The following is an 18,552-nucleotide window of genomic DNA, read 5'->3' on the forward strand; positions in this document are numbered from 1 at the left end:
GCATGGCTGCTTCCGAACCATCCGTCTACGACGTGGTGGGCATAGGTTTCGGGCCCTCGAACCTGTCCCTGGCCATCGCGCTGGAGGAACTGGGCGGCGCGGGGACCGATCCGCTGACCGCGCGGTTCTTCGAGAGCCAGCCGGCGTTCGGCTGGCACCGCAACATGTTGCTGCCGACGGCGAAGATGCAGGTCTCGTTCCTGAAGGACCTGGTGACGTTCCGCAATCCCACCTCGCGGTACAGCTTCGTGTCGTTCCTGCACGCGGTCGACCGCCTGCCGCAGTTCGTCAACAACTCCGACTTCTTCCCGACGCGGGCGGAGTTCCACCAGTACCTGGAGTGGGTGGCGGCGAACTTCGCCGATCAGGTGTCCTACGGCACCAAGGTCACCGCGATCACCCCGCTGCGGGGGTCGGACCCGGCCGGCCCGATCGACCGCTTCCGGATCCAGGTGTCCTGCGAGGCCACCGGAACGACGTTCGTGGAGGCACGCAACGTCGTCCTGGCGACCGGCCTGGCGCCGAAGATGCCGGAGGACTTCGTCCGGGACGAGCACGTGTGGCACAGCTCGGAGTTCCTGGAGAAGTTCCGGCGCTGCGACACCGCGAAACTGGGCAGCGTGGTGGTGGTCGGGGCCGGGCAGAGCGCCGCGGAGATCGCCCGCCACTGCTACGACTACGCTCCGAACGCGACGGTCACCGCCGTGATCCCGTCGTACGGCTACAGCAGCGCCGACAACACGCCGTTCGCGAACCGGGTGTTCGACCCGAACGCCGTCGACGACTACTACTTCGCCGAGCAGATCGCGAAGGACAAGGTCTGGCGGTACCACAAGAACACCAACTACTCCGTCGTCGACGACGAGGTGATCCGCAGCCTCTACCAGCGCCAGTACGACGACGAGGTGCGGGGCACCCCGCGGCTCCGGTTCGCCGAGTTGTCGCGGGTCACCCATGTGAAGCGCAGCGGTGACGACACGCGGATCACGATCCACTCGCTGGCGGCTGACCAGTACTACGACATGGACGTCGATGTCGTCGTGTGTGCCACCGGGTACGAGGCGATGGCCGTCGCAGGGGCGCTCGGCGACCTCGACGGATACTGCACCCGCGACGACCGGGGTCGCCATCGCGTCGAGCGGGACTACCGGCTGGTCACGACCGAGGACCTGAGTGCCGGGATCTACCTACAGGGCGGCACCGAGCACACGCACGGGCTGTCGTCCTCGCTGCTGTCGAACATGGCGACCCGCAGCGGAGAGATCGTGCGGTCGATATCCCAGAACCGGTTCAACGAACCATCGAATGGATGATTGGGGTTGGTCGGCGTGAAGCCACCCGGCATGTCCGAGGCAGACCAGGACCGGACCACGCTGCTGTGCGTGCCGTTCGCGGGAGCGGGTCCTTCCTTCTTCCACCCGTGGCGGGAGCTGTCCGCCGGCCGGTGGCGCGTGACCTCCGTCGAGCTGCCCGGCAGGGAGCGGCGGATTCTTCAGACGCCGTACCGCAATGTCGTCGAAGCGGCCAGGAACTCGGTCGACGAGATCGTCGCGGACCTCGGCGAAGGGGCGCGGACCGTGTTGTTCGGGCACAGTCTGGGCGCGGTGCTCGCCTACGAGCTGGTGCATCTGCTGAGCGCGCGTGACGTCCATGTCGAGCGGCTGGTCGTCAGTGGCTCGCCGGGGCCGTGGACCCAGCGGGAGCGGCGGGCGGCGGGGCTCCCGGACGAGGAGTTCCTCGCGCGGGTCGAGGAGTTCGCGGGTTTCCGGCACGAGGCCCTCGACCATCCGGAGATGCGCGAACTGATCCTGCCCGCGCTACAGGCCGACTGTGAGATGCACGAGAGCTACGTGCCGAGCACCGACGATCCGGTGTCGGTGCCGATCCTCTCGCTGCGGGGCGACCGCGACGGTCTGGTCACCGGGGATGAGGCCCGGCAGTGGCAGAAGGCGACCACGGCCGAGTTCGGCTATACGGAGTTCCCGGGCGATCACATGTACCTGGTCGACAGCGGCCGCGAGGTGCTGGACGCGATCGAGGCGCGAGCAGGCCGCTAGTCGCCAGACGTCGTATGGACGCTGAGCGGCCCCCTGGCCTGGGGCGAGGAGACGCGGAAAGCCGTGTCAGTGGCCGTGACAGGGCGGTGTCAGGCAGTTGTCCGGTCCGGTAGGAATGGTGGAGGCATGAAGAGTTCGGTGATTGCAGTCTCGGGGCTGCGCAAGACATACGGCGACAAGATCGTGCTCGACGGCATCGACTTCGATGTCGCCGCGGGATCGGTCTTCTCGATGCTCGGTCCGAACGGGGCGGGCAAGACGACGACGGTGAACGTCCTGACGACCTTGCAGAAGGCCGACGCCGGGACGGTGCGGATCGCCGGGCACGACGTGCTGACCGCGACCAAGGACGTGCGCAAGGTCATCGGTGTGACCGGTCAGTTCGCCGCGGTGGACGAGCTGCTGACGGGCCGGGAGAACCTGCAGTTGATGGCGGACCTGAAGCGGGTGCGCGATCCCCAAGTGGTCACCCGGCTTCTGGAGCGGTTCGACCTGGTCGACGCCGCGCAGAAGATGGCGGCGACCTACTCCGGCGGTATGCGCCGCAAGCTGGACCTGGCGATGACGCTGGTCGGCAACCCGCGGATCATCTTCCTGGACGAGCCGACGACGGGGCTGGACCCGCGCAGCCGGCGCACCATGTGGGGGATCGTCCGCGAGTTGGTGGCGGACGGCACCACCATCTTCCTCACCACCCAGTACCTGGAGGAAGCCGACCAGCTCGCCGACCAGATCGCGGTGCTCGACCAGGGCCGCATCGTCGCCCACGGCACCCCCGAGGAACTGAAGCGCCAGGTCCCCGGCACCCACGTCCGGCTTCGGTTCGCCGACCACTTCGAACTCGACGCGGCGGCGCGAATCCTGGCCGACTCCAGCCGGGACGTGCAGGAACTGATCCTGCGGGTGCCCAGCGACGGTGGGTCGAGGTCGCTGCGGGCCCTGCTGGACCGGCTCGACGAACACATGATCAACGCCGAGGAGTTCTCCGTGCACACGCCGGACCTCGACGACGTCTTCTTTGCCCTGACCGGTCACGCCAGCACGGAGGCGATCGCCAAATGAGCACCATCTCGACGTCCCTCGGCGACTCGGCGATCATGCTGCGTCGCAACTTCAAGCACCAGGGCCGGAACCCCTCCGCGGTGTTCCAGGCGGTCCTGCTGCCCATCGTGATCATGTGCATGTTCGTCCTGGTGTTCGGTGGCGCCTTCGACGTCGGTGGCGGCAGCTACATCAACTACGCGGTGCCCGGCCTGATCGTCATGTCCATCACCTACGGGCTGGCGCCGACCGCGGTGGCCGTCAACGGCGACATGACCAAGGGAATCATCAACCGGTTCAAGGTCATGGACGTCTCTCGCGGCGCCGTGCTGACCGGTCATGTCGTCGCCACGACGGTGCGCTGCATGCTGGCCTGTGCGGCCATCGTCGGCGTCGGCTTCGCGATGGGGTTCCGCACGCACGCGAGCTTCGCCGACTGGCTCGGCGCGATCGGCGTGATGCTGCTGATCGGCTTCGCGGCCAGCTGGCTCACGGTCGCCATGGGCTTGTCCGCGAAGACCCCGGAGTCGGCGGGCATGGGCTCCGTGCCGCTGAACATCCTGCCCTTCCTCAGCAGCGCCTTCGTGCCCGCCGACTCGATGGGGCCGGGCGTCAAGCAGTTCGCCGAGTACCAGCCCTTCACCCCGATGACCGAGACACTGCGTGCACTGATGACCGGTCACACGCCCTCGACCGGGCACGTGGTCGGCGCCTTCGCCTGGAGCATCGGGCTCAGTGTTCTCGGATACGTGTGGGCGGTGTCCTCCTTCAAGAAGCGAGCGTGACCGCGACCAGTTGGGACCAGTCCGCTCCGGCCCCCTCCCGCTCCGCCTCGGCGAACCTCGCGTCGCCGAGGCGGAGCCGCGCCGTTTCCTCGATCCGGGCCGCGTCCGGGTGAGAGCGGTCCCGCAGCCCGCGCACGGCCGTGCTCGCCGCGAGCAGCCGGGCGGCCTGCTCGTACTGGTCGCGGCGCGACGCCAGGTCCGCGACCCCGACGAGCGTCTGCGCGATCAGCGGCGCGTGCCCCGCCTCGGCCGCCGCCTCACAAGCCGCCGCCCGGAAGGCGCGGGCCTCGTCGAGATCCTCGGCGAGGTAGCCCAGCAGGTCGTGCGTCACCGCGCGGATGTTCGCCTGTTCCGCCTCGTCACCCAACATGGCCGTGGCCGCTTCGAGCTGCCTGCGCGCCTCCTCGAAGTCGTTGTTCCACCGGGCCAGCTCAGCCTTCGAGAGGGCCAGTTCGGCCAGTGCGTCCGGCCAGGCGACCCGCTCGGCGTACCGCTGCGCCTCGGCGATCGCGGCCCTGCCGGCGTCCCGGTCGCCCAGCAGCCAGTACAGCTGGGCCTGCTTCGACCGCATCCGGATGACGTCCTCGGCGGCGCCCAGCTCGGTGACGACCCCGATCGCCTGCTCGTAGTGCTCGCACGCGCCGGCGAACTCTCCGCGCACCGCTATCCGGTCCGCCAGCTCGGTCTGGGCGAATGAGATCCCGAACCGCTCGCCGAGCGCCCGGAACTCGGCGAGAGCCAGTTCCAGGTGCGTGTCCGCGTCCCGCCCTTCCTGGCCGAGCACGATCCGCATCTTGCCCAGGTGCAACCGGGCCAGCGCGCGCACCCAGGGGTCCTCGCTGTCCAGCAGCGGTGCGAACGCGGACAGGATCGCCCCCGGCTCCCGCAGCATGCGTTCCAGCGGGCCGACCAGCTCCAGCGCCGGGTGGCGGTGGTGACTGCGCCGGCTGAACCGGTAGGCCTTGTGGATCCACTCGGCGGCCTGGCGCTCGTCGCCCCGCCCGGAGGTCACGAACATCACGACGAGGCCGTAGACCGTGGCCCGGATGTCGTCGGGCACATCACAGGGCCGCTCGGTGGCCGCGGTGATCAGCTCCATGCCCTCGGCCCGGTGCCCACCGAGCCACCAGTACCAGCCCGCACCCGCGGCGAGCCGCATCGCCGCCCGATCCTCGCCGGCCGCGAGCGCCCCACGCATCGCGGAGCCGATGTTGTCGTGCTCGGCCTCCAGGGTGGCCAGCCACTCTAGCTGCCCGGCGCGGCGAAGACGCGGCTCGGCGGTCTCGGCCAGCTCGGTGAAGTAGGCCAGATGCGCCCGGCGCGCCAGGTCCGATTCCCCCGCCTCCACCAGCCGGAGCCCGGCGTACTCCTTGATCGTGCCGATCATCCGGTAGCGCGGGGCGGCGTTGTCCGCCGTGCGCAGCAGCGACTTCTCCGCCAGCGAGGTGAGTAGCTCCAGCACCTGCTCCCGCTCGACGCCGTCGCCGGCGCACACCCGTTCGGCGGCCTCCAGACTTGCGCCGCCCGAGAACACCGAGAGCCTGCACAACACCATCCGCTCGGCGTCGGTGAGCAGCTCCCAGCTCCAGTCGACCACCGCGCGCAGCGTCTTGTGGCGTGGCAACGCCGTCCGGGAGCCACTGGTCAGCAGGTGGAACCGGTCGTCGAGCCGGTGGGCGAGCTGGTCCATGGACATCGTCCGCAGCCTGGCCGCGGCCAGTTCGATCGCCAGCGGCATCCCGTCCAGCGCCCGGCAGACGCGCACCATCGTCGACAACGTCGGGGCGTCGATCACCAGGTCCCGGCGCACCGCCCCGGCCCGGTCGCGCAACAACTGGACGGCCGGCGAGGACTCCATCTCGGCGCGGCTGGGGTAGGCGGCCGGCAGGGCCAGCGGCTCGACCGGCCACAGGGCCTCACCGGTGATGCCGAGCGGTTCCCTGCTCGTCGCCAGAATCCGCAGCCGCCGGCACTCCCCGAGCAGTCGGTGGGCGAACGCCGCCGCCGACTCGATCACGTGCTCGCAGTTGTCCAGGATCAGCAGCGCCTCGCGCCGGCGGATCGCGGCGATGAGCCGGTCCGCCGGCTCCGCGTTCGGTGTCCCGCCCAGCAGCGTGTCCCGCAGGCCCAACCCGGCGAGCGTCGACAGCGCCACGTCGTCGTCGGGGCCGATGCCCGCCAGCTCCACCAGCCAGACCCCGTCCGGCAGACCGTCGAGCAGCGTGCGCGCGGTCTCCGTGGCCAGCCTGGTCTTGCCGGAGCCGCCCGGCCCGATCAGGGTGGTGAGCCGGTGTCCGGCCATGAGTTCCCGGATGGTGGCCACGTCGTCGGCCTTGCCGACGAAGCTGGTCAGCTCGGCGCGCAGGTTGGTCTTGCGGGCCTCCTCGCGCTGCCCCAACTCGCCCCGTAACAGCGCGACATGAAGATCGGACAACTCCGGCGACGGGTCGACGCCCAGCGCGTCGGCCAGGGCCTCCCTCGTGCGCTGGAACACCTGCAACGCCTCGCTGCCGCGGCCGGCCGCGACGAGGGCGCGCATCAGTACGGCGGCGAGCCGCTCGCGCAGCGGATGCGCTGCCACCAGGTCGGTCAGTTCGGTGACCTGCTCCGCACCGTTGCCGAGGCCGACCTCCGCGTCCAGCCGATCCTCCATGGCGGTCAGGTGCAGCCCTTCGAGCCGGGCGAGGGCCGCGTCGAACGCCGCGCTGTTGTGCAGGCCGACATCCTGCATGGCGGGACCGCGCCACAACCCGACAGCCTCGCGCAGCAGTTGCACCCGCCGTGGATCGTCCGCGGCGCGGACCCGGCCCGCGGACAGGAGGCGTTCGAAGCGCACGGCGTCGACGTCGTCCGGCTGCACCCGCAGCCTGTAGCCGTCCGTCTGTCCCTCGACCACCCCGTCCGGCAGCACCTTCCGCAGCCGGGAAGCCAGGCGCTGCAGGGCGTTTGTCGCATCGGCTGGCGGTAGGCCACCCCAGATCCAGTCGATCAGTGTCGCCTTCGGGACCACCTTGCCCGGCTTGAGCGCGAGGGCGATCAACAGCCCGCGCAGCCGCGCGCCCGGCACGTCGGCAATGGCGCCGCCGATCGTGCGAACCTCGAACGGACCAAGCATTCCTATCTGCACCCACAGATCTTGTCATGCGTGGTCGGCGGGCATCCAGCGACAGACGCGTACCGGGGCCGCCACCGGCAGGAACGCGGTTCCGCTCGGGAAAATATTGAATTCCACTTTAGTGCCGATCGAGCCGACCGCCGGACATGACCGCAGTGCCTGCGAAGGCATTAGCATGCCGACTCATTGGTCCATTCTCAATTCCGCCTGGCCTGCGAGCACCGGGCATCGCCAACACGAGGTAAGCGGACGAGAATCACGGGACACTCGTTACGGCCGTTCAAGGAATCTGTCTCGCCGGCGGGACAGCTGACACCCCAGTTCAGCGGAGGAAGGAAGCTGGCAATGGCATCGTTGCCGCAGGTTCACCAGCGAGGTGGACAGAATGAGGCGTCAGAAGGACAAGCCGCGCCTTCGAGTGCGCCGGTGTCGCTCGTTCAGGAAATCTCGGCTCTCTGGGCCGAGTGCCTCGGAGGTCGCGAGGTCGGGGCGGAAGACGACTTCTTCACGCTCGGCGGTAATTCGCTGGTCGGAATCGACATCATCGAACGGGTATTGCAGGATTACGGTGTCAAGCTTTCCGTGCGCGATTTCTATCTCGCCGGGACCCCGACGCGGGTGGCCGTGCTGATAGAACAGGGGAGGGCCGGGACGTGAGGCTGACGCCCGGTCCCGCGCGCGACATCGACCTGGCCGGCGTCGACCTGTTCGACCTGGACCTCTACACCTCGGGCGATCCGCACCCGATCTGGGACGTGATGCGGGCGAAGGCTCCTCTGCACCACCAGGTCCTCCCGGACGGACGGGAATTCTGGTCGGTGACCCGCCACGAGGACGTCTGTCGCGTGCTCGGCGACCACAAGGAGTTCACCTCCGAGCGCGGTACGGTGCCCACCCACCTCGGGACGGACGACGCGGCGGCGGGCGTGCTGATGACGTCCACCGACCCGCCGCGGCACACCGAGGTCCGCCGCCCCCTCGGCTCTAAGCTCACCGCGCGGGCGGTCGGGTCGTGGGAGGACAAGATCCGCGAGACGGTCGTGCGCTTCCTCGAGCCGATGCTCGACGGTGAGACCTTCGACCTGGCCGAGCGGGCGCTGCTCCTCCCGGCGATGGTCACGGGCCCGCTGCTCGGGATCCCGGAGAAGGACTGGGCCGAACTCGTCCAGCTGACCGCGATGGTGACGGCACCCTCGGACCCGCACTTCCTGGTGGGCAGCGAAGCCGCCACCTTGGCCATCTCCCACCACGAGCTGGTCACCTACGTCAGGGAGTGGGTGAGGAAGCGGCGGGCGACGGGTGATCAGGACGACAGCCTGCTCCACCACCTCACGAGCGTCCGCCCGGGCGGCGCGTCGCTGACCGACGAGGAGATCGCCCTCGACGGCTACAGCATTCTGCTGGGCGCCAACGTGACGACACCGCACACCGTCGCGGGCACGGTGCAGGCGCTCATCGAGCGGCCCGAGCAGTTCGAGAAGGCGCAGGCCGACCCGTCGCTGATCCCGAACCTGGTCGAGGAGGGCCTGCGCTGGTCATCGGGCGCGTGCAACTTCATGCGGTACGCGGTGGACGACGTCCGGATCGGCGGGGGCACGATCCCGGCCCGGGGGGCGGTCGTGGCGTGGATCGGGTCGGCCAACCGGGACGCGTCACAGTTCCCCGATCCGCACACGTTCGACATCACGCGCGCCAACGCCAAACGCCACGTCGCCTTCGGGTTCGGGCCGCACTTCTGCATCGGCGCACCGCTGGCCCGGCTGACCCTGCGCGTCTTCTTCGAGGAACTGCTCCAGCGATTCGCATCGATCGAACTTGCCGGCGAACCGCAGCACCTGCGGTCGTACTTCATCGCCGGGATGACCCACCTCCCCGTCGTCGCCCAGAAACGAAAGACGTCATGACATCGGGCTCCACCACCGCCATGTCACCCTGGTTCGTCCGGCCGCCGTCCACCGATCACCCCGCCCGGATCTTCTGCTTCCCCTTTGCCGGGTCCGGGGCGTCGGCGTTCAGCGCCTGGCCGGCCGCGCTCGACGGCATCGAGGTCTGCCCGGTGCAGTTCCCGGGCCGCGAGAACCGGCTCGGCCATCCCCACTACGGCACCTACGAGGACCTCGCCGCCGCCCTGGCCGAACCCCTGGCACCGCTGCTCGACCGGCCGTTCGCGTTCTTCGCGCACTGCGCCGGCGCGCTGGCGGCGTACGAGACCGTGCTCAGGCTCGCCGAACTCGGCCTGCCCACGCCGGACTGCCTGTTCGTGTCGGGCCAGCCGGCACCGCACGAGGCGTCCCGCGACCGGATGCTCACCATGACCGAGCCCGAACTGCGTGCGGAGGTGGAGGCGTTCGTCCGCGGCCGGGGGATGGAGCCGCGCCCGGACATGGTCGACATGGGCCTCATGGTGCTGCTGCGGGATCACGCGGCCGCGGGCGCGTACCGGCGGGTCGAGCCGGCGGCGGTGGACTGCCCCGTCGTCGTACTGCGCTGGCGCGACGACCCCGACGTGAGCCTCGACGACCTGCAGGGCTGGCGCCGGTACGCGGATTCGGTCGAGTTCCGGGTGGTCGACGGCGGCCACTACGACTTCATGGACGCGCCGGACGAGCTGCTGAAGTTGCTGACCCGTTGGTCGTGAGCGCGGCGCGGCCGCCCGAACCATCCGTACACCGAGGGAACCGGAGGGAACGCGTATGAGTGGCGCAGCCACCGATATTGCTGTCGTCGGGATGTCGTGCCGCCTTCCCGGTGTGCACAACCCGGCCGAGTTCTGGCGTCTGCTGCTCGACGGGAAGTCCACCGTCACGACGTTTCCCGAGCGGCGGGCGGCCGACGCGAACTTCCACCCCGCGTCCCACCCGGACGGCGCCACCTTGAACTCGGGCTCGTTCCTCGACTCCGTCGACGGGTTCGACGCCGCGTTCTTCGCGGCGGGCCCGGCGGAAGCGGCCGCCATGGACCCCGTGCAGCGGCTGGGCCTCGAGCTGGCCTGGGAAGCCGTCGAGGACGCCCGCATCCCGGCGAGCGCGCTCGCGGGCCGCGAGATCGATGTCGTGGTCGGTGCCGCGCCCTCCGGGTACGAACTGTTGCGCAAGCTGTCCGGCAGCGACCAGGACGACCACTTCGCCGCGCTCGGCTCCAGCGGTGCACTGATCGCCAACCGGATCTCCAGCCTCTTCGACGTGCGCGGCATGAGTTTCTGCGCGGACTCGGGCCAGTCCTCCTCTCTCGTGTCGCTGGCGCTGACGTGCGAACGGATACGCGCCGGCGCGGTCGACATGGCGATCGCGGGCGGCGTGCACCTGATCGTCGACCCGGCGGCCGGAGCCGCCCTGGCGAATCTGGGCGCCCTGTCGCCCGACGGCCGCTGCTTCCCCTTCGACGAGCGGGCCAACGGTTTCATGCGGGGAGAGGGCGGGGCGTTCGTCCTGCTGAAGCGGCTCGACCTGGCCGTCGCCGACGGCGATCACGTCTACGCGGTGGTGCGCGGCTGGGGCGTCAGCAGCGGTGGCGCGTCCTCCCGGATGCCGGACCCCAGCGCCACCGGGCAGGCGGCAGCCGTGCTGTCCGCCCTCAAGCGGGCGGCCGTTGCGTTCGACGGCCTCGACTACGTCGAGGCCCACGGCACCGGTACCCGGCTCGGCGATCCGACCGAGCTGTCGGGTCTGCGCGAGGTGCTGCGGCGAACCGGCCGCAGCCGCCCCCTGGCGGTCGGCTCCGTGAAGGCGAACGTCGGGCACCTGGAGCCGGCCGCGGGGATCGTCGGCTTCGTGAAGGCCGCGCTCTGCCTGGACCGCGCTCACCTGGTCCCCAATCCGAACTTCCGCTCCCCGAACCCCGCCGTCCCGGACTTCGAGCAGGACTTCGAAGTGCTCCGGGCCGCGCGGCCCTGGCCGAACGAGCCGGGCCGGCCCAGGCGGGCGGGGGTGTCCTCGATCGGCATGGGCGGCACCAACGCGCACGTGATCCTCGAACAGGCCCCCCCGGCGCGGACTGAACCCCCCGCCACCGATGGGGACTCGGGCGCCGCCGGTGCGTTCGGCGTGGTGCCGTGGGTGCTGTCGGCGCGCTCGGAGCCGGCTCTGCGGGAGCAGGCGGCGCGGCTGCGGGACCTCATGGGCGCGGACGCGTCGCTGTCGGCGACCGACGTGGCGCACTCGCTGGTGTCGACGCGGTCCTTGTTCGAGCACCGGGTGGTGGTGCTGGGCGGTGATCGTGCGGAGTCGCTGGCCGGTCTGGACACGGTGGCGGCGGGCGGCACCTCGGCGCGGACGGTTCGCGGAGTGACCGCGGGGCCGGTGGGCCCGGTCGCCTTCGTCTTCCCGGGCCAGGGATCCCAGTGGATCGGCATGGGCAGGCAGTTGTACGCGGAGTCGGACGCTTTCGCCCGCTCGATCGACGAGTGCGCGCGGGCGCTGGAGCCGTGGGTGCCCTGGTCGCTGGTCGACACCGTGTGCGGCGGGCCGGGCGCCGCGGACCTGGACCGGGTCGAGGTCGTCCAGCCGGTGCTGTTCGCGGTGATGGTGTCGCTGGCGGCGGTGTGGCGTTCGCTGGGGGTGACACCGGATGTGGTGATCGGTCACTCCCAGGGCGAGATCGCCGCGGCCTGTGCCGCGGGCATACTGACCCTGGAGGACGGGGCAAAGATCGTGGCCCTGCGCTCCCGCATGCTGGCCACGGTCGCCGGGCAGGGCAGCATGGCCGGGATCCTGTTGCCCGAGGCGCGGGTGCGGGAGCTGCTGGCGCGGTGGGGGCAGCGGGTCGTCATCGCCGCGGTCAACGGACCGAACTCGACGACGGTCTCGGGCGAGGCCACGGCGGTGCGGGAGCTGGTCGCGGTCTGTGAAGCCGAGGGCGCCCGCGCGCGGCTGATCCCGTCCAGCGTGCCCGGCCACTCGCCGCTGATGGACCGGTTCGAGACCCGGCTTGCCGAGGAGCTCGGCCGGATCACCCCCGTGCCCTCGCCGGTCGCGCTCTACTCGACGGTCACCGGGCGGCGGATCGACGCCGCCGAGCTGGACACCGCCTACTGGTTCCGCAACCTGCGGGAACCGGTCCGGTTCCAGACCGCCATGAGGCGCATGGTCGAAGACCTGATGCGTGAGCGCGGTGGCGTGTTCGTGGAAGTCAGCCCGCATCCGCTGCTCGCGGTGGCGATCGAGGAGATCGCCGACGCGTCGGCGGCCTCGTCGGTGGTGGTGGGCACCCTGCGCAAGGAGGACGGGAGCGCGGGCAAGGTCCTGGCGTCACTGGCCGAACTGCACGTGCGGGGTGTCCCGGTGGACTGGGCGGCCACGTTCGCCGCGGACCGCCCGCGCCGGATCGGCCTGCCGTCCTACGCCTTCCAGCGGCAGCGGTACTGGCTGACGGCACCCGACGACACCGGCACCGCGACCACGGGCTCCGCGCGTGAGGGCGGACCGTGCCCTCACCGGCTCGCCGGCGCGGCGGACCTGGGTTCGCCGTCCTCGGTCCTCGACCTCGTGTGCGCCGAGGCGGCAGCGGTGCTGAGCATGAAGGACCCGGATCTGACGGGGGTCGATCTCGTGGCGAGGTCGACCGAGACCTTCAAGGCGCTGGGCTTCGACTCCTCGATGGCCGTGGCGCTCCGCAACCGGCTCGCCGCGGCGGTCGGAGTGCGGCTTCCGGCCACCGTCGCGTTCAGCTACCCCACTGCGCACACGCTCGCCCTCCACCTGTTCTCCCTCCTTGGGATACAGGCGCCCGACGCCCCGGAAACGGCGGAGGAAACGAGGCCGGACATCGGCAGTGATGACGATTTGTACGAATTGATCGACCGTGGATACGTCTAGTGCCGCGACCGGAAGGTTTGCCGTACCGGGCGTCAGGAGCCGGTGAACCATTCCGGTCACCGCACCGACCGCACCTGTTCATCAAGTAACCGTTGGGGGAGGCCCTGGTGGAGGATGTCGACAAGCTCCGCTCCTACTTGCGACGCGCCGTCGGCGACGCGCGGGAGCTGCGCGAGCGGGTGCGCGAGCTGGAGGAGTCAGCGCGCGAGCCCATCGCGGTCGTGGGTGTGGGGTGTCGCTTCCCGGGTGGGGTGACGTCCCCCGAAGGGCTGTGGGAAGTCGTGATCGACGGCGTGGACGCCATGAGCGACTTTCCGGCGGACCGTGGATGGGACCTGGAGGCGCTGTACGACCCGGATCCCGAGGCGCACGGGAAGACGTACACGCGCTCGGGCGGGTTCCTGACCGATCTCGCGGAGTTCGACGCGGCGTTCTTCGGCATCAGCCCGCGCGAGGCGCTGGCGATGGATCCGCAGCAGCGGCTGATGCTGGAGACGTCGTGGGAGGCGCTGGAACGGGCCGGAATCGACCCGGCCGGGCTGCGCGGTTCGGCGACCGGGGTGTTCACCGGGATCTATGCCGTCGATTACGGTCCGCGGCTGGGCGGCGGGGCAGCCGGCGAGGTCGAGGGTCACTCGCTCGTGGGGACGTACACGAGCGTGGCCTCGGGCCGGGTGGCGTACACGCTCGGTCTGCACGGGCCGGCCGTGTCGATCGACACCGCCTGCTCGTCCTCGCTCGTCGCCGTCCACCAGGCCGTACGGTCCCTGCGTTCGGGGGAGTGCACGCTGGCGTTGGCCGGCGGGGTGTCGACGCTGCCGAGCCCGGGGCTGCTCGTCGACTTCGCCCGGCAGCGGGGGCTGTCGGCCGACGGGCGGTGCAAGGCGTTCGCGGAGGCGGCGGACGGCACCGGCTTCTCCGAGGGCGCGGGCGTGCTGGTCCTGGAGCGGCTCTCGGACGCGCTGCGCAACGGGCGTCGCGTCTGGGCGGTGATCCGCGGCTCGGCGATCAACCAGGACGGGGCGTCCAACGGACTGACCGCGCCGAACGAACTCGCGCAGCGCCGGGTCATCCGGGCGGCCCTGGCCGACGGCGGGCTGCGGGCGGCCGAGGTGGACGTGGTGGAGGCGCACGGGACCGGTACGACGCTGGGCGACCCGATGGAGGCGGAAGCCCTGCTCGCCACCTACGGACAGGACCGGGACCCGGGCAGCCCGCTGTGGCTGGGGTCGCTGAAGTCCAACATCGGCCACACCCAGGCGGCCGCGGGCGTCGCCGGGATGATCAAGATGATCATGGCGGTGCGGCACGGCGTGCTGCCCAGGACGCTGCACGTGGACCGGCCCTCCACGCACGTCGACTGGTCGGCCGGGACGGTCGAGCTGCTGACCGAGGCCAGGGAGTGGGCCGGCGCCCCGCGGCGGCCCCGGCGGGCGGGCGTGTCCGCCTTCGGGATCAGCGGCACCAACGCCCACCTGATCCTGGAGCAGGCCCCCGTGGACTCCAGCACCGACCCGGTGCCCACCGGCGTCCCCGGGGCGGTGCCGTGGGTGCTGTCGGCCCGGTCGCCGGAGGCGCTGCGGGAGCAGGCCCTGCGGCTTCGGGACAGCGTGGCCGAGGCCGCGGACCTGCCGGTCGCGGGCGTGGGCCATTCGCTGGTGACGACGCGATCGCTGTTCGAGCACCGCCAGGTGGTGATCGGCGCGGACCGCGACGAACTGCTCGCCGGTCTGGCCGCCGTGGCCGGCGGCGACGGGAGCGGCCGCGCAAGTGTGGTGTCCGGAGTCGCGAAGCCGCCGGGCAAGCCGGTGTTCGTGTTCCCGGGCCAGGGGTCGCAATGGGTCGAGATGGGACGGGAACTGTGCGAGTCGTCCCCGGTGTTCGCGGCGCGGATGCGGGAATGCGCCGACGCGCTGTCGTCGTACGTGGACTGGTCGCTCCTCGACGTGCTCGGGGACGCCGAGGCGCTGGAGCGGGTGGACGTCGTCCAGCCCGTGCTGTGGGCCGTGATGGTGTCGCTGGCCGAGGTGTGGCGCTCCTACGGTGTACGGCCGGCGGCCGTCGTGGGCCACTCGCAGGGGGAGATCGCCGCCGCGTGCGTCGCCGGCGCCCTGTCGGTCGAGGACGCCGCGAAGGTGGTCGCGCTCCGGTCGAAGGCCATCCTGGCGCTGTCGGGGCGCGGGGGCATGGTGTCGGTCGCGCTGCCGGTGGAGGACGCGCGCGCACGGCTGACGGACGGGCTGTCGGTCGCGGCGGTCAACGGACCCGCGTCCGTCGTGGTGTCGGGCGATGTGGCCGAACTGGACGCGTTGCTGGCCGCCTGTGAGGCGGACGAGGTACGGGCCCGCCGGGTGCCGGTGGACTACGCCTCGCACTCCCGGCATGTGGAGGCCGTCCGCGAGGAACTGGGCCGGCTGTTGGCGGGACTCGAACCGCGCACGGCCGAGGTGCCGTTCTTCTCCACGGTGACGGCCGACTGGCTGGACACGACGGCACTGGACGCCGAGTACTGGTACGCGAACCTGCGCCGAACGGTCCGCTTCGAGGAGGCGACCCGGGCGCTGGCCGAGCAGGGCTTCCGGTTCTTCATCGAGGCGTCGGCCCACCCGGTCCTGACGTTCGGTGTCGAACAGACCCTTGACAGCGCGGGCGCCGAGGCCGCCGTCATCGGCACGCTGCGCCGCGGCGAGGGCGGCCTCGCTCGGTTCCACAGGTCGGCGGCCGAGGCGTTCGTGGCCGGCGTCGAGGTGTCGTGGGAGGCGGCCTTCCCCGGCTGGGACGGCCGGTGGGTCGAGCTGCCCACCTACGCCTTCCAGCGGCAGCGCTACTGGTTGGACACGCCCCACGAGACGACCACCCGGAGCACGTCGGACCACCCGCTGCTCGATGCCGTGATCGACCTGCCCGACGACCGGGAGCGCGGCGGTGTGGCGGCCGGCGGACGCCTGTCGCTGGAGCGCCACCCCTGGCTCGCGGACCATGTGGTCCACGGCGCCGTCCTGGTGCCGGCGACGGTGTTGCTGGAGCTCGCGGTGTGGGCGGCCGAGAAGGTCGGATGCGATGTCGTCGACGAGTTCACCCTGGAAACGCCGCTGGTGCTGTCCCGGACGGCCGATCGTGAGATCCGTGTCGTGGTCGACGGCAAGCGTGCCATCAGCGTGCACTCACGGGCTGAGGGCGACAGCGAGTGGACGCGCAACGCCGTCGGGATCGTAGGGTCCGGCGCCGCGAGCACCCGTGCGGAGGAGGGCCTCGTCGAGTGGCCTCCCCCCGGAGCCGTCGGCGTGCCCTTCGAGGACGAGTACACCAGGCTGTCCGCCCTCGGGTTCGGCTACGGGCCCCTGTTGCGCGGTCTGAAGGAGGTGTGGCGCCGCGGCTACGACCTGTTCGCGGAGGTGGAACTGCCCGCGCCCGACGGAGCGGGCGGGGGCCGGTTCCGGATTCACCCGGCGTTGCTCCACGCCGCGCTGCTCCCGGTCGGCCTGGGACAGTTCGTCGACAACTCGCGGCCCGGCGGCTGGTTGCCGTACCGCTGCACGGGCGTCCGCGTGAACCGCGCCGAGCCGACCGCACTGCGTGTGCGTCTTGCGCCCGCGGGCGAGAACGCGCTGTCCGTGATCATCGCGGACGACAAGGGAGCACCCGTCGGCGCCGTCGCGTCGCTGAGCCTGCGGCCGGCGGACGTCGAGAAGCTGACCGAGCTGGGCTTCGACCACCACGACTCGCTGTTCCGGGTGGACTGGGCGCCCCTGGGGGTCCCGTCGGGCGGGGCCACAGGCCGGTACGCGGTGCTGGGAGCACCCGACGCGCACACCGCGCCCTTGCACCAGGGTGCCGCCGCCGTCTTCGCCGACCTGGACGAACTCGCCGCCATGGACGGGGAGATACCCCCTGTCGTCATCGCCGGCCTCGACCCGGCGGACGCGGACGGCGACGACACGCCCGCCGCCGTCGAGCGAAACCTCCACCGAGTGCTGCGGTGGACGCGGCACTGGCTCGGCGACGACCGGTTCTCCCACTCGCGTCTGGTCATCCTGACGCGGGCGGCGGTCCACGACGAGCAGGTCCCGCACACCGACCCCGCGGCGGCCGCGGTCTGGGGATTCGTACGCACCGCGCAGACCGAGAACCCGGGCCGGTTCACGCTCGTGGACACGGACGGCCGACCCGCTTCGTGGGCCCGCGTCCCGGCGGCGGCCGAAACCGGAGAGCTCCAGCTCAAGATCCGGGCCGGCCTCGTCACCACTCCCCGACTGGCCCACGCCGTCGACGCGGCCACCGGTCGCGGCCCCCTCGGCAGGACGCAGGGCGCCCCCGTTCTCGGGAACGGGACGGTACTGATCACGGGAGGCACCAGCGGCCTGGGCGCGTTGCTGGCCCGGCACCTCGTGGAGCGGCACGGCGCGCGCCGGCTGGTGCTGACCAGCAGGCGGGGCCAGGCGGCCCCGGCAGCGGCCGGGCTGCGGGAGGAGCTGACCGGGGCAGGGGCCCACGTCGACATCGTCGCCTGCGACGTCACGAGCCGTGACAGCGTCGCCGGCCTGATCGCCGCGGTGCCGTCCGAACACCCGCTGACCGCGGTGATCCACTGCGCGGGCGCGCTGGACGACGGTGTCGTCGAGGCGCTGACCGAGGACCGCCTGGACGCGGTTCTCGCGCCCAAGGTGCGCGGTGCCTGGCACCTGCACGAGCTCACCCGGCACCTGGACCTGTCCGCGTTCGTCCTGTTCTCCTCCATCGCGAGCGTGATCGGGACGGCCGGGCAGGCCAACTACGCGGCGGCCAACGCCTTCCTCAACGGCCTCGCCCAGGCCCGCCGGGCCGCGGGACTGCCGGCCGGCGCGCTGTGCTGGGGCCTGTGGGCCGAACGCAGTGAGATGGTCGCCCACATCGACGACGCGGACCTCGTCCGCCTGCGACGCCAGGGCGTGCGGCCGATGTCGTCGCAGGAGGGGCTCGCGCTCTTCGACGCGGCGATCGCGCTGAACGAGCCGGTACTGGTGCCCGCGCGACTGATCCTCCCCGCGCCCGACGCGCCGGACGCCGGCCACCTGGGCTCGCCCCTGCTGCGCGCCTTGCTCGGGACGCCCGCCGGACCCGGCGGCCCGGGGAGCCCGGCGAGCCCGGAGGCCACCGAGGGCACACTGGCACAGCGGCTGAGGTCACTGCCGCCGGCCGACGCGGAGTCACTGCTGCTCGACGCCGTCCGGACGCAGACCGCGATCGTCCTCGGCCACGCCGACATCCGGCAGATCGGTCCCGCCGCGACCTTCAGGGAGCTGGGGATCGATTCGTTCACGGCGCTGGAACTGCGCAACCGGCTGGGGGAGACGACCGGCCTCAAGCTGCCCGCCACGCTCGTCTTCGACCACCCGAACCCGGGCACCCTCGCGCGGTTCCTGACCGCGAGCATCACCCCGGACCCCGGCGCCGACCCGCAGTCTCCCGCGGATCACCTGGTCACGGAGATCGAGCAACTGGGCGCCCGACTGGAGGACGCGTTCCTCGCACTCGCCGCGGAGGACAGGGCCGGCATCTCCACTCTCCTCGGCGAACTGCAACGCCGAGTCCATTCGATGGCGAACGCCGGACCATCGGCCGGACTCGTCGACCAGATCAGTTCGGCCTCGGCGGGAGAGCTTCTCTCGCTGCTGGACAAAGAGCTCGGCTAGGGAAGAGCGATGACAAACGACAACAACGCCGAAGTTCTCGACTACCTCAAGCGGACATCGATCGAGCTG

The 18,552-nt window shown here is 71.3% G+C and carries 9 protein-coding genes and 1 pseudogene; 9 read left to right on the plus strand and 1 reads right to left on the minus strand.

Going from position 1 to position 18,552, the window contains the following annotated elements; genetic code table 11:
- Nucleotides 1-2: 2 nt before the first annotated feature.
- The 4 genes from ACV7NM_RS34730 to ACV7NM_RS34745 all read left to right on the plus strand — a co-directional run bounded on the left by ACV7NM_RS34730 (nt 3) and on the right by ACV7NM_RS34745 (nt 3,883).
- Entirely contained in the window at nt 3-1,313 is a 1,311-nt protein-coding gene (locus ACV7NM_RS34730; RefSeq protein ID WP_463414398.1) for a lysine N(6)-hydroxylase/L-ornithine N(5)-oxygenase family protein, read from the plus strand.
- A 30-nt stretch (nt 1,314-1,343) separates the two neighbouring features.
- Entirely contained in the window at nt 1,344-2,057 is a 714-nt protein-coding gene (locus ACV7NM_RS34735; RefSeq protein ID WP_463414399.1) for a thioesterase II family protein, read from the plus strand.
- A 126-nt stretch (nt 2,058-2,183) separates the two neighbouring features.
- On the plus strand, nt 2,184-3,119 hold the full coding sequence (locus tag ACV7NM_RS34740; protein ID WP_463414400.1) for an ATP-binding cassette domain-containing protein: 936 nt from the start codon (nt 2,184-2,186) through the stop codon (nt 3,117-3,119).
- Entirely contained in the window at nt 3,116-3,883 is a 768-nt protein-coding gene (locus ACV7NM_RS34745; protein ID WP_463414401.1) for an ABC transporter permease, read from the plus strand. Before ACV7NM_RS34740 ends, ACV7NM_RS34745 begins: the two co-directional genes overlap by 4 nt.
- On the opposite strand, the gene ACV7NM_RS34750 is transcribed toward ACV7NM_RS34745, so the two are convergent.
- Nucleotides 3,867-7,010: a BTAD domain-containing putative transcriptional regulator gene (locus tag ACV7NM_RS34750; RefSeq protein ID WP_463414402.1), complete on the minus strand. Its 3,144-nt coding sequence runs from the start codon at nt 7,008-7,010 to the stop codon at nt 3,867-3,869. The genes ACV7NM_RS34745 and ACV7NM_RS34750 overlap by 17 nt on opposite strands.
- Before the next feature lie 333 nt (nt 7,011-7,343).
- On the opposite strand from ACV7NM_RS34750, the gene ACV7NM_RS34755 reads away from it, so the two are divergent.
- The 5 genes and pseudogenes from ACV7NM_RS34755 to ACV7NM_RS34775 form a co-directional block, all read left to right on the plus strand.
- Nucleotides 7,344-7,655 carry a phosphopantetheine-binding protein gene (locus ACV7NM_RS34755; protein ID WP_463414403.1) on the plus strand — a complete coding sequence of 104 codons (312 nt, stop codon included), beginning with the start codon at nt 7,344-7,346 and terminating at the stop codon, nt 7,653-7,655.
- Nucleotides 7,652-8,902 (plus strand): cytochrome P450, encoded by a 1,251-nt coding sequence (locus ACV7NM_RS34760; protein WP_463414404.1) that lies wholly within the window; start codon nt 7,652-7,654, stop codon nt 8,900-8,902. Before ACV7NM_RS34755 ends, ACV7NM_RS34760 begins: the two co-directional genes overlap by 4 nt.
- Nucleotides 8,899-9,636, plus strand: coding sequence for a thioesterase II family protein (locus ACV7NM_RS34765; protein ID WP_463414405.1), 738 nt, complete (start codon nt 8,899-8,901; stop codon nt 9,634-9,636). Before ACV7NM_RS34760 ends, ACV7NM_RS34765 begins: the two co-directional genes overlap by 4 nt.
- Nucleotides 9,637-9,691: 55 nt before the next feature.
- Complete coding sequence (locus ACV7NM_RS34770) at nt 9,692-12,811, plus strand: type I polyketide synthase (protein WP_463414406.1); 3,120 nt, start codon at nt 9,692-9,694, stop codon at nt 12,809-12,811.
- 149 nt (nt 12,812-12,960) lie between these two features.
- Nucleotides 12,961-18,483 (plus strand): annotated as a pseudogene (locus ACV7NM_RS34775) (type I polyketide synthase); the annotation flags it as partial.
- Between the last annotated feature and the right edge of the window lie 69 nt (nt 18,484-18,552).

The organism is Streptomyces sp. Tek67B01 (assembly GCF_055231995.1).

Excerpts from the sequence above, each read along its gene's own strand:
- ACV7NM_RS34730 (WP_463414398.1), top strand. The coding sequence starts at position 3 with ATGGCTGCTTCCGAACCATCCGTCTACGACGTGGTGGGCATAGGTTTC.
- ACV7NM_RS34735 (WP_463414399.1), top strand. The coding sequence starts at position 1,344 with ATGTCCGAGGCAGACCAGGACCGGACCACGCTGCTGTGCGTGCCGTTC.
- ACV7NM_RS34740 (WP_463414400.1), top strand. The coding sequence starts at position 2,184 with ATGAAGAGTTCGGTGATTGCAGTCTCGGGGCTGCGCAAGACATACGGC.
- ACV7NM_RS34745 (WP_463414401.1), top strand. The coding sequence starts at position 3,116 with ATGAGCACCATCTCGACGTCCCTCGGCGACTCGGCGATCATGCTGCGT.
- ACV7NM_RS34755 (WP_463414403.1), top strand. The coding sequence starts at position 7,344 with ATGGCATCGTTGCCGCAGGTTCACCAGCGAGGTGGACAGAATGAGGCG.
- ACV7NM_RS34765 (WP_463414405.1), top strand. The coding sequence starts at position 8,899 with ATGACATCGGGCTCCACCACCGCCATGTCACCCTGGTTCGTCCGGCCG.
- ACV7NM_RS34770 (WP_463414406.1), top strand. The coding sequence starts at position 9,692 with ATGAGTGGCGCAGCCACCGATATTGCTGTCGTCGGGATGTCGTGCCGC.